The following is a 12,258-nucleotide window of genomic DNA, read 5'->3' on the forward strand; positions in this document are numbered from 1 at the left end:
ATTTTTCTCCTTAATTTTTTTCTAAAAATAATTGCATTATGACGACGAACTTTCCAGCATTTCGACATAATCAATAGCGACACAGAGGGAAATCACCAAATCTGAATAAGTCTCATCATAGACACTCACCTGATAAGTAGAGGTTAGATGGAAAAGCTCCTTGGTAATCTCTGCAACGACTTGATTGCTGTCATCCAGCAGACGAAAGTTTAAATCCCAGATATTCCCTTCAACTCGTAGACCCAAATTATCAAATTTATATTTATCACGCAAAAAAGAGAATTTCTTACGGATATAAAAGCTATGCCCACTGCTGAGTTTGATCTCAAACTGGGGCAGGAGGGTTATAAGGGTCTTGGTAATCTGACTGACGATTTGTCCTTGACTATCATAGATAGTAAATGTCTTAGGAATCTGGAAGAAAGAGCCTTCCACTTGGTAATCCACATTTCCTCGATCGTCCTTGATATCAAAGCGTTCGCCGCCTAAGCGAAATTTCTGTTTGACAAGATAGGTTTTCATTACGTTACCTCCACAGTCAACATAAAAGACAAGCTCCTTGTCTGAAGGGCGAAAAACCGCGGTACCACCTTCATTCAATGAACTTGTCATTCTCATTTCGTATTCTATTTTTCAAGATGAGTAGCATGACTCTCCGTCTCAGATGGCTCGCAGCACCGCCAATTCTCTGAACTAAGAACTTGAAAAATCAATTCTCACCAGTCTTATTATACTTGCTTATTCTCTTTTCGTCAACCTTATCCTGCGGCTGAGGATGAAGCTTCTGCTGAACTGCTTTCAGCTGCTGAGCTAGACTCAGATGTCTTTGAGCTGCTGGCAGCACTTGATGAAGAAGTTGAAGAGCCTGTCGTTTCAATATACTGAGCAAAGATAGATTGGAAAGCACTGTCCTTAACCTTGATGTTGGCATCTTTCAGCTCTTTAGCCACGACGCTTTGGATGAAGCTAGTATCTTTTTCTTTTTGCGCAATGATAATCTTTTTCAGTTTATCTTTGTAGTCTTTCCAGTTAGAAGATTTCTCTGACTTCTTGACTAACTTAACAATATAGTAGCTTGCTGAGTACTGTGAATCTGGCACAGTCACAAGGTCTGAAACACCATTTTCTTCCAAAGCAAAAGCAGCTTTTTTGACAGCATCTGGAACATCAGTAGAGCCAGAGTCAAACTTGATTTCTCCGCCTTTTTCCTTAGTGGCAGCATCGGTAGAGTTTTCTTTAGCGATTTGACTGAAGTCTGCTCCTTCTGCTTTAGCTTTTTCGAGAACTTCCTTACCTTTGTCTTCGCTGTCAACCTTAATGATTTGAGCTGTTACTTCTGGCGTGTAGTTTTCAAAGGCAGCCTTGTAGTTTTCATCAGTCAGCTCTTTTTCAGCAGCCTTCTTAACAGCATGCTCTACCAGCATATTGGTGCGGATTTGCTCCTTGTAGGCATCTTCGGTCAAGCCGTTTTGAGCCAAGACTTGGGCAAAAGCTGTACCGTAAGCCGTTTTAGACTTTTCGAAAGCATCCTTAACGTCCTTGTCTTTGACATCTTTGCCGTATTTTTCTTCAAAGATGTCTTTGATAGCCATCTGCAGCAAGACCTGCTGAGCTGCACCATTGTTTTTCACTTGATCGTAGAACTCATTGACAGTAATCGTGTTTCCCTTCATGGTCACGATGTCCTTGCCTTCTGAGTTAGAGCATGCTGCTAATACAGCGACTGACAAGAGTGTCACAGCTCCTGCAAATATTTTTTTCTTCATTTTATATTGACTCCTTATTCTTAAAAGTTCATGTTTTCTATTGTAGCACAAATTTGAATTGATATCTTAAATTTTACTAAAAATTTTTGGAAATTAGGAAAAAATCATAGATGTCATTTTTTTCTAATCATAAGCAGCCCATCTCCTAACGGTAACAGACTCGCAGTCAAATCTGGATTGTCCAGAGTTGCGTCAAAAAGACTATGCAGTCCTCGGTAAATAGCCCGTTGGCCACGCTTAATGTCCTCAAAAGGCTTGGCAACATCGCCGCCTTGAAAGACATCATCAATGAGGATCAGGCCACCAGAATTAAGGCGCTTGAGGACCTGAGGCAAAAACACCACATACTTAGACTTAGCAGAGTCCATAAAGACAAGGTCGTAGGAATCCTCTAACGTCTCAAGTAAATCCACCGCATCGCCTTCCAGCAGGGTAATCTGCTGACGGCTGTCATACTTGGCAAAATTAGCCTTGGCAAGCTCAATCATCTCTGGATTGCGATCAATAGTCGTAATCTGGGCCTGAGGAGCATGTTCTGCCATCAAAAGGGCCGAAAAACCAATAGCCGTCCCGATTTCTAAAATCTTCTCTGGCTGGAGACTTTCGACTAGCAGGCGGAAGTAAGCTACTGTCTCATGGGGAATCACGGGCACATTTTCAGCTCTGGCGAAATCCTCCAGCTCCTTGAGGCCGCCAGTGACTGGCTGGAGACGCTGTCTCATAAAGTCTACGACTTCTTCTTTGACCACTGGCCGGCGCATATTGGGATTAGAGTTTTGATTATAAGTCTCGACCATCTTATGCCAGTCCCAACTTTTCTACCAAGGCTTCGAATTCATCCAAGCGACGCTCAAAGACAGCAAAAGCAGCATTTAGGTAGTCTTCTTTTTCCATGTCCACACCTGCTTTTTTGATGACATTGAGGGGATAGTCAGAATTCCCAGCTTTGAGATAGTCCAGATACTTATCCTTGTCTTCCTGACTGCCATGGACAATCTTTTCAGCCAAGGCAGAAGCCGCTGAAAATCCTGTCGAATATTGGAAAACATAGTAATCATAGTAGAAATGCGGAATCCGTGCCCATTCGTACTGAATCTGTGGATTATCTTCTTTCTTCAGACCATAGTATTTTTCGTTCAAGTCAGCGTAGAGCTCATTGAAAAACTCGCTGGTCAAAACTTGACCTTCTTGGTCAGCCTTGTGGATAGCGTGCTCAAACTCCGCAAACTGGGTTTGACGGAAGACCGTACCTCTAAAGCCATCCAAGAAGTGATTGAGGATAGCAAAGCGGGTTGCATCATCTTCTACTTCTTCCAAGAGCTTCTCTGTCAGGATATTTTCATTAGTCGTCGAAGCAATCTCAGCTAGGAAGATAGAATAATCCCCGTAAACATAAGGCTGTGTTTCACGAGTATAGCTGGAATGCATACTGTGGCCTGTCTCGTGCACCAAGGTAAAGAGATTGTCCAGCGTATCCTGCCAGTTGAGCAACATAAAGGCATTGGTGTCATAAGAACCGCCAGAATATGCCCCTGAGCGCTTGCCTTGATTTTCATGAACATCAATCCAGCGCTCTGAGAAAGCTGTCTTCACTCGGCTCAGATAATCCTCACCCAGAATAGCCAGAACTTCCTCAGACTTAGCCAAGGCTTCCTCATAAGTGAACTTGTAGTCTGTCTCTGACAAAGGTGTGTACATATCATACATCTTCAAATCAGAAATGCCTAAAATCTTCGCTCGTAAAGCGATATAACGCTGCAAAAGAGGCAAATGCTTATTGACAGCTGAAACTAGGCTGTCATAAACACTTTCTGGAATAAAGTCAGCTGACAAAGCCGCTTCACGGGCAGATGAGAACTTGCGGACTTTCGCATTGTAATTGTGAACCTTGACATTGGTCTGCAAAGTCTTAGCATAGGTATGCTGATACTGCTCGTAGACGCTGTAGAGAGCCTCGTAAGCTTCCTTGCGGACCTCTCGGTTCTTAGACTCGACCAAGGTGATATAGTTACCGTGGCTGAGCTGAACTTCATTTCCATCTTCGTCATGCACCATCGGAAAGACGATGTCTGCATTATCCAAGATAGCAAAGGTTTCGCCCGCTGCACCAAAAATTTCACCAGCACCGGCCAATAGCTCCTCTTCACGCTGTGTTAGGATGTGGGCTTTCTTTTTCAAAAGCTTGTCAAAATAATGCTGATACTGCTGCAAGGCTGGCTGCTCAGCCAAGAAAGCTTGGTACTGCTCTTCTGTAATCGCCATAAATTCTGGCTCATAGAAAGCAAAGCTTTGACCAAAGTCGCTGTAAAGAGTCATGCCTTTAGCCTGATACTCTTGGTACTTAGCCACACGTGTATCCTGGTCATTCTTCATGTGAGCATAAGAATAAAGCTTTTCAATACGACGCATCAAGTCCAACTGGATTTCAGTCGTTGTTAAGAGACTATCCGCTGAATCCAGCAAATGCCCAGCCAGACCAGCTGCTTTCTTCACTTCTTCTGAAACCTGCGCCAACTCCGCTTCAAAGGCTTCATCTGTTGGGAAAATGGTACTCAAATCCCAAGTATATTTTTCTTCAATTTCATTTCTTTGTTTTGCCATAAAAAATCCTCCGACTCCCCTATTCTATCACAAATCAACGTAAAATCCTTGTATAAAAAGCCGGTGAATAAACAATTTGCAGATTTTTTTGCTGGAGATTGACATAATAATTCTCAAACTGCTGGTAATAGTCAGTCAGGTCGGTAGTTATCTGACAGAAGGAAGCAGCTTGTATTGGCCGAACCTGCGGATAGAAATCCTCTGCTGACTTAGTCAGGAGATTATCGCCAACCTGATAGAGTTGGGCCTGCAGCCGCATCCATCTAGGCTGCTGGTAATAAAGCTGACGGCGTATATAATTGCAGATCTGCAGATCTTGCTGGGCCAGAAAACTGTTCAACTCCTGCTTTTGAAAGGGCAAACGCAAAATATCCAAAAGACGGCCGTGACCAAAGGGAAAGGTCTTGGTCTTGTGCTGGACTTTTCCATGCAGATCTTCGTGAATCAGGTATTTGAGACGCAGAACTCGCTTTTCTTGATCCAGCTCCCAAAGATGAAAGCCCATATTTTTACTAAAATAGAGAAAATCCTTCTGCAGGCGAGTTAGGGAATCCTTGAGCCAAAGTTTTCGCCCCAAAAGCCAGAGAACCTGATAACCATGCTGGCGGTAAGAAAGCGTCCGTTCCTGCAACCGTTCTATACTTAGGGGACTGCACTGGACTTCAAGCGCCAGTTTTTCATCAACCAGTAGATCAGCAATCTGCTGCAGAGCAGGCAAAAAAGCCTCCACCTCAACTTCTTCTGTCTGGATAGCCCAGCGAAAAAGCTCCGCCTTAAGGTTCAGGTGCTCAGCGCTCTCATTTTCCCTATAAAAACGACACTCTTCTAGCGAAATATGCGCAAAATGCGGCTGCATAACTTTCCCTTTTTTAAAACAGACTGCCCCTGAACAAGCTGGGCAGACGAAATCGGCTCCTTTCTCAATCTTCTCCTCCAGTGCATTACACAAAAGCCCCTTATGATTTCGCGCCACAAACATATCCTAGCCCCCTCTAAAATTTCTCTCATTTACTAAAATATTCGCAAAAAGAAAAGAGAAAAGATCTACATCATCAAAAAACGAGTCGAGAGAACATCTCTCCGACTCGTTTTTCATTATCCAAATAATTGGTTTCCTTTTCGTTCTGGCAATTTTAGAAAGAGGGCCAGGAGACAGACTAAGCAGATAATAGCTGCTAGAAAGAGGTTCATTCCTTCGTAGCCCCAACTGTCCAAAAAGTGACCCGCAAGATTTTGAATGAGAATGGTTCCTAGACTGCGGGCTGTCTGGACCAAAGCAATGGCTGTAACTAGGTATTTTTCATCGACCAAGCTGGCTACGATTTTTAGGGTCACCATAATCAAAACCATGCCCGTCACGTGCTTGGAAAAAAGAGTCATCCCGATTTTCGAAATCAAACCTAGATCCAAGGCATAAACGCTGTACTGGAGAAAGATGATTCCCAAACAGATATAAAGAAGCTTCTTCATCGAAATTTTGTCCATAAAAAGATAGGAATAAAAGATGAAAGGCGCTTCAACCAGAACTGATAAGGCAACGACAGTCGAAGCCATATCCACCTCTAAGCCACTATGCTGTAGCATGGCAGGGATATAGGTATGACCAGTATTCCCCACTCCAGAGTAAAGGGCGACCAAAAGTAAGTAAAAGAGATAGGTTTTGTTGGTCAAGAGTTTCCCCAGACCTGTCTGCTTGCGGGTATTCCTGCTTTCTAGGGCTGCTCGGTCGTGCTTGGGCTGGATTCCCAAAAGTCCTATGCTGCTGATAAGCATCATGCCAATAAAGACTGGGAAAATAGCCTGTGGTGCGACTCTTTGATAGATTAGTCCTGCTAGCTGAGAGCCTAAGGCATAGCCAATGGTTCCCCAAATCCGAATCTTACCATAAGTATAAGGACTTTGAGCCGCAAGAACATCCATGACTGGATTGACCCCGTTAACCAGCATGAGGACCAGACTATACCAGACCAGTAACTGCCAAAGCTGAGTCGCTTTCATGAAAAATACAGCCCCAACCATCATAACTAGAAAGCTAAAAAGGAAGATCTTTTTAATCCCCAAAGCATCGCTGAGAATCCCAAACAGCGACTGAGCCAACATGGAAGCAAAGAAGGAAGCTGACACTACCATAGATACTTGGGCATTAGAATAGCCTAAGTCCTGCATATAGACTGATATCAGAGTCGAAAAAAGAGAATAGGCTAGAAAGAAAAAATTAAAGAGTAAAAAATGAGCTAGATAGCTGTTGTGAAACTTTTTTAGCATGAAAATCTCCTTAAAACAGAAAGAAAACTCAGCAAAAGAACTGAGTTTTAGCTTGGAAAGTCATTCCGTTCGTATGTGACAGAGGACATTCCCTTTATTCAACATCTGTATTTCTACGACGTTCCTGCTTTGCAGCCTTGCGTTTTTGGCGACTGTGGTATTCAAAGTACAGAATAATCAACAGGATGCCAACAGGCAACAGAATTAACATCTTATCGCTGAAGAACACACCATACCAAGGCTTGCTTTCCGACTTGCTGCCAGTCACATTTTCAATAGCCTGAGCAACTGGATTCTCAACTTTCTCGACTTTCATTTCATCAGAGATCTTGCTAGACAAGGTCTTCAAGCCATTTTCAGCCTTGAGAACATTGTTTTCAACCTTGACTTTAGGCTCGGTTCCCTTTTTAACAGTAGCGTAGAAATCCTCAGGCAGCTTATACTTCTGTCCATCAATCTCCTGCTCACCCTTGGATAAGAGTTTTTTGTACTCATAATCCGCATAAGCCTTCTCAATCAAAGCATTACCAAAAGGATGGCGATAATACTCACCGTCTTGGTCAGACCAGTCACCGACTCCCATAATCACAGCAATCATGCGCTGATCGCCACGCTTAATGGTCGCGATATAGTTGAAAGCACCGTTAGGACTAGAGCCTGTCTTCATACCATCTACGCCCTTGAGTGCGTATTTAGCACCCGGCAGGGAGTAATTATAGGTTTCAAAGGTCTCCTCGTAAGGAGTTCCAGCTTTAACCGTAACCTTGGCTTTATTAGTATAGTTTAGAATCTCAGGATGGTGATTGACAAAATTGTAAGCCAGAATCGCCAAATCACGGGCTGTTGTCTGATTGCTGGCATAATTATCGTAGTTTTGAGGGTTATAATAGCCCTTAAAAGAAACCGCTGCTGCACCGCTGGCATTGAACCACTTGGTATTCGTCATGCCCAGCTCTTGAGCCTTGGCATTCATCCGATCCAAGAAAGCATCTGGATCATTATCCGATAAATAATTGGCCAGCATGACGGTTGTCGCATTGGATGAAGGCACGATTGTCATGGTAATCAGCTCAGATACGGTATAGTCCACACCAGCAACAATTTTATTATTAGAAATTTCATAAATATTAGCGGTGGCCTGATCCTGAGGTGTAGCTGTAATGACCGTCTTTTCGCTGATTTTTCCTTCCTTAATCGCTTCAAAGACCAAGTAAAGCGTCATGAGCTTACTCATACTTGCGGGATCACGCACCTCATCGACATTATCCTCCCAGACAACATCACCTGTACTGCCGTCAATAACGAGAGAAGACTTGGGACGATTAATCGCCTGAACATTATCATGCGGATACATCTTTTTAGCCATATCCACCAATTCATCAGCCCTAGCAGCTAACGGCGCTAACGAGGTCAGGAACACAATTCCCAATAACAAAAGCTTTTTCTTCACAGGATCCTCCAAAGAACAATTATACCTATCTAGTATATCATATTTTACGCAAAGTCAACCATAAATCTAAAAATCCTACCTAAAAAATAGATAGGAAATTAAGAGACTTTTATCTGGCAAAGCCAGTTTTATAGCACAACATCAAAATCTTAGTGTTTTAACAGGCTAAGCGCTTCCTTATCAGCGATAATCACAACATCTGGATGCTTCTGGAGAGCACTGCCTGGCAGCTCCTCCGTCACTTCCCCCTCAACAGTCCCTGCTATGGCCTTGGCCTTAGCAGAACCATAAGCAAAGAGGATGATGGACTTAGCATTTAGGATATTGCCAATTCCCATGGAAATAGCCTGAGTCGGAACATCCTCCATCTTGTCGAAGAATCGAGCATTTGACTGAATGGTGGACGGTGTCAAATTCACTAAGTGAGTCTGACTGTCAAAACTAGTTCCCGGCTCATTAAAGCCGATATGGCCATTCGTACCAATTCCCAAAATCTGCAAATCAGCCGGATGCTCTGCAAGAAGCTGATTGTAGCGCGCCACTTCTGCTTCTAAATCTTTCGCTGCGCCATTAGGCAGGAAGCTTTCTTTAAAAGGCTTTTGGTTAAAGAGGTGCTTATTCATGAAATAGCGATAAGACTGAGGATCGTCCTCCTGCAAACCAACATATTCATCCAGATTGACACTGAACATCTCTGAAAAATCAAGGTCGCTCTCAACGATCTGCTTGTAAAATCCTTCAGGGCTACTGCCTGTAGCTAAGCCTAAAGTTTTTGCCCCCTGAGCCAGCTTTTCTTTGAGCAGCTCGAGAGCCACTTTGCCACCTTCTACTTGGTTTTCCACTTGAATAATTTTCATTTTTTACCTCCACTTCTTTTCTTAATTTCATTATATGGTATAGACCAATTTTTGTCAAGAAAAAGTCTGTAAAATAGACATACTTTTTAGTCATGCTCGCTTCCTTTTGCAGCAAATCGTGTTATAATAGAGACATGTTTTTACTGATTGTTTTATTGATTTTATTTTTAGTCGGAGTCTTACTCTGCAGCCTGAGTTTCCTCATGAAAAAACAACCAGGCTGGCAGATTGTAAGTTTGATTTTGGGCGGCTTACTTACAGCTAGTCCCTTTCTACTCGCTGCCTATCTACTCTGGCTGATGAAAACAATATAAGGAGATACAATGAATACCGCTGATTTTGATTTTGACTTGCCTGAAGAGCTGATTGCTCAGACACCTTTGGAGAAAAGGGATGCTTCCCGCTTGCTAGTGGTTGATAAAGAAACGGGAGCCTTCTCCGACCAGCACTTTGACCAGATTATTGATCAGCTCCAGCCCGGCGATGCCCTAGTCATGAATAATACGCGTGTCCTTCCTGCCCGCCTTTATGGTATCAAACCTGAGACAGGAGGCCATGTCGAGCTGCTGCTACTCAAAAATACTCAGGGAGATGACTGGGAAGTGCTAGCTAAGCCAGCCAAGCGCCTCAGAGTAGGTGCTCAGATTTCCTTTGGTGATGGACGCCTAACTGCTACTGTGATAGAAGAGCTTGAGCACGGCGGCCGAATTGTGCGCTTTGGCTACGAAGGGATTTTCCTAGAAGTCTTGGAAAGTTTGGGAGAAATGCCGCTGCCGCCTTATATCCACGAAAAACTGGCAGACCGCGAACGCTACCAGACTGTTTACGCTAAAGAAAACGGCTCTGCCGCTGCGCCAACTGCTGGACTTCATTTCACAGAAGAGCTATTGGAACAGATTTCTGCCAAGGGAGTCAAACTGGTCTATCTCACCCTTCATGTCGGACTGGGAACTTTCCGACCGGTTTCTGTAGACAGCTTAGATGATCACGAGATGCACTCCGAGTTTTACAGTCTGTCCGAGGAAGCTGCCCAGACACTCCGTCAGGTTAAGGCTAATGGCGGACGTGTCATTGCAGTCGGAACGACATCTATCCGCACCTTGGAGACAATTGGAAGTAAATTTCAGGGTCAGATTCAGGCTGACTCTGGCTGGACCAATATTTTTATCAAGCCGGGATACGATTGGAAGGTCGTTGATGCTTTTTCAACCAACTTCCACCTGCCCAAGTCAACTCTGGTCATGTTAGTCTCTGCCTTTGCCGGACGTTCCTTAACGCTTGAAGCTTATGAGCACGCTATTGCTGAGCGCTATCGCTTCTTCAGCTTTGGTGATGCCATGTTTATCAAATAACTATAGGTGAAAATTTATGAATAAAATTGAAAGCAGACACCGTCTTATTCGCTCCTTAATCATGGAGAAAAAAATCCATACCCAGCAAGAACTCCAGGAGCATTTGGAAGCAAACGGCGTCATTGTAACCCAGTCCACTCTTTCACGAGATATGAAAGCACTCAATCTGGTCAAGGTCAGTGAGAACGATACTTCCTACTATATCATCAACAGCATTGCACCATCCCGTTGGGAAAAACGCCTTCGTTTCTATATGGAGGATGCTTTGGTCATGCTGCGGCCAGTTAAAAATCAAGTCGTCATGAAAACCCTGCCTGGGTTGGCCCAGTCTTTCGGTGCAATCTTAGACGCCTTAGAGCTGCCGCAGATTGTTGCGACTGTCTGTGGTGATGACGTCTGTCTGATTATCTGCGAGGATGATCAAGGGGCCCTTGACTGCTTTGAGAAGCTCAAAGAATTCACCCCACCATTCTTCTTTAGTAAATAAAAGCTGAGACAACATTGCCTCAGTTTTTTCTATTTACCATTTTTCCTCAATGAAACCCATTAGTAAATCAGCAATCCATACTTGACCAGAGCAATGCAGTATAAATAAGATTTGAAGATAGTTTCAAAAAGTCAGCATTTAAGGTGTTGTAGCCAAACGATAAACGGCTTCCGCGTAAATATCCATGGCCCGATATAGATCATCTAAGCGCAATCGTTCATTGACCTGATGCTCTGTCTGATCAGCTCCCGGAAAGAGAGCGCCGAAGGCAACACAGTTAGGCATCGTACGAGCAAAGGTCGCTCCGCCAGAAGACATAGCTGGACTGTTGTCTCCTGTTTTCTCCTGATAAATTGCCATCAGGGTGCTGACCAACTCACTGTCCAATGGTACATAGAGCGGAGCCAAGTAATCAAACTCCTGATAGGTCAGCTCGTATTGACTGGCTATTTCTGCCAGCTTTTCAACCAACTTGTCCTTGTCTGCCAAGACCGGAATCCGCATGTCAATCCGAATCTCAGAGCGGTCAGAGGTTAAAGTCAGGCCGGCAACATTAAAGGAAAGAAAGCCCGACTGTTCGTCAGACACAGGCCCAAAGAGATGGCTGCCTGTCGCATCTTCACCAACCGCCTGAGCCAGAAAGACAAGAGCCGGATGCGAATCCAGGGGCTGCAAGACCTTAGCTAGGCGAATAATGGCGTTAATTCCTCGGGCAGCATCCTTGGCGTGCTTAGGCAAGCCGATAACCGTTACTTCTTCTGCCGTTCGCTCATATTCATAGCCTAAATCTTCCAGCCCTGTGACGACTGACTCTAGTAGGCTGCCTGAATAGGAAGCCTTGGCAGGAACGACATTAAAAGCTTGACCAGCTTCGAGCTCTAAAGTATCAGAGCCAGGTCCTTCTAGCTTAAGCTGCAGAAGCCCCTTCTCAGCATATGTCAAAGGGAAGGAAGAGTCTGGTGCAAAGCCAAGTGTAGCCTGCTCTTCTAGCTGGTTGTATCTACCCATACAACGCCAAAGTGTCTCCTCATCTGTACCAAAGATAAAGCGAACCCGCTTTTTAAATTCCACTCCGCTATCCAGCAATGCTTTTACAGCATAAAGAGCGGCCATGGAAGGTCCCTTGTCGTCCTGCACCCCACGACCAAAAATCCAGCCATCTTTGACAGTGGCTTCAAAAGGCGGCGTCTGCCAGTCCGACTCATCACCTGATGGAACAACATCCAAATGACAGAGAACGGCCAGGAGCTGCGCTCCATGACCGATTTCTGCATATCCGTAATAACCTTTAGGGTCGAGGTAGGTTGTAAAACCTAGCTCCCGACAGATTTCTAAAGTTTTTTCTAGGACATCCTGGATAGCTTGTCCAAAAGGTGTTCCATTTTGACCTTCCTTCAGTACTGAAGGATAAGAAACGATTGTTTTCAAAGATTCAAGAAAATCTTCTTTAACTTCTTCCGTTATAAAATTTTTCATGGAA

Annotated in this window: 12 protein-coding genes; 3 read left to right on the top strand and 9 right to left on the bottom strand. The window is 44.1% G+C overall.

Going from position 1 to position 12,258, the window contains the following annotated elements:
* Positions 1 to 36 precede the first annotated feature (36 nt).
* The 8 genes from K4H96_RS02410 to nagB form a co-directional block, all read right to left on the bottom strand.
* Entirely contained in the window at positions 37 to 618 is a 582-nt protein-coding gene (locus K4H96_RS02410; RefSeq protein ID WP_223337552.1) for an LURP-one-related/scramblase family protein, read from the bottom strand.
* A gap of 140 nt (positions 619 to 758) precedes the next feature.
* On the bottom strand, positions 759 to 1,766 hold the full coding sequence (gene prsA / locus K4H96_RS02415; protein WP_223337551.1) for a peptidylprolyl isomerase PrsA: 1,008 nt from the start codon (positions 1,764 to 1,766) through the stop codon (positions 759 to 761).
* 113 nt (positions 1,767 to 1,879) lie between these two features.
* A complete protein-coding gene (locus tag K4H96_RS02420; RefSeq protein WP_223337550.1) occupies positions 1,880 to 2,563 on the bottom strand; it encodes an O-methyltransferase in 684 nt (227 codons plus the stop codon).
* Position 2,564: 1 nt separating this feature from the next.
* The gene (pepF, locus tag K4H96_RS02425) at positions 2,565 to 4,367 is read right to left on the bottom strand and encodes an oligoendopeptidase F (RefSeq protein ID WP_223337549.1); all 1,803 of its coding nucleotides are present in this window, start codon (positions 4,365 to 4,367) and stop codon (positions 2,565 to 2,567) included.
* Positions 4,368 to 4,401: 34 nt separating this feature from the next.
* On the bottom strand, positions 4,402 to 5,346 hold the full coding sequence (locus K4H96_RS02430) for a competence protein CoiA (protein WP_223337548.1): 945 nt from the start codon (positions 5,344 to 5,346) through the stop codon (positions 4,402 to 4,404).
* A 116-nt stretch (positions 5,347 to 5,462) separates the two neighbouring features.
* Positions 5,463 to 6,632, bottom strand: coding sequence for an MFS transporter (locus tag K4H96_RS02435; protein WP_223337547.1), 1,170 nt, complete (start codon positions 6,630 to 6,632; stop codon positions 5,463 to 5,465).
* A 94-nt stretch (positions 6,633 to 6,726) separates the two neighbouring features.
* Complete coding sequence (locus K4H96_RS02440; RefSeq protein WP_023915963.1) at positions 6,727 to 8,082, bottom strand: DUF1958 domain-containing protein; 1,356 nt, start codon at positions 8,080 to 8,082, stop codon at positions 6,727 to 6,729.
* 149 nt (positions 8,083 to 8,231) lie between these two features.
* Complete coding sequence (nagB, locus tag K4H96_RS02445; RefSeq protein ID WP_223337546.1) at positions 8,232 to 8,939, bottom strand: glucosamine-6-phosphate deaminase; 708 nt, start codon at positions 8,937 to 8,939, stop codon at positions 8,232 to 8,234.
* 134 nt (positions 8,940 to 9,073) lie between these two features.
* On the opposite strand from nagB, the gene K4H96_RS02450 reads away from it, so the two are divergent.
* From K4H96_RS02450 to K4H96_RS02460, 3 genes are read left to right on the top strand one after another with little or no spacing between them, the layout of a single operon-like run.
* A complete protein-coding gene (locus K4H96_RS02450) occupies positions 9,074 to 9,253 on the top strand; it encodes a hypothetical protein (RefSeq protein WP_002897949.1) in 180 nt (59 codons plus the stop codon).
* A 9-nt stretch (positions 9,254 to 9,262) separates the two neighbouring features.
* Positions 9,263 to 10,291, top strand: coding sequence for a tRNA preQ1(34) S-adenosylmethionine ribosyltransferase-isomerase QueA (queA, locus tag K4H96_RS02455; RefSeq protein WP_223337545.1), 1,029 nt, complete (start codon positions 9,263 to 9,265; stop codon positions 10,289 to 10,291).
* A 16-nt stretch (positions 10,292 to 10,307) separates the two neighbouring features.
* Entirely contained in the window at positions 10,308 to 10,778 is a 471-nt protein-coding gene (locus tag K4H96_RS02460) for an arginine repressor (RefSeq protein ID WP_002917512.1), read from the top strand.
* Positions 10,779 to 10,916: 138 nt separating this feature from the next.
* Here the strand turns inward: K4H96_RS02460 and K4H96_RS02465 are convergent, their stop codons facing one another.
* Entirely contained in the window at positions 10,917 to 12,254 is a 1,338-nt protein-coding gene (locus K4H96_RS02465) for a dipeptidase (protein ID WP_223337544.1), read from the bottom strand.
* Positions 12,255 to 12,258: the final 4 nt, after the last annotated feature.

Origin of the sequence: Streptococcus sanguinis, from assembly GCF_020729765.1 — a bacterium.
GTDB classification, from domain to species: domain Bacteria; phylum Bacillota; class Bacilli; order Lactobacillales; family Streptococcaceae; genus Streptococcus; species Streptococcus sanguinis_Q.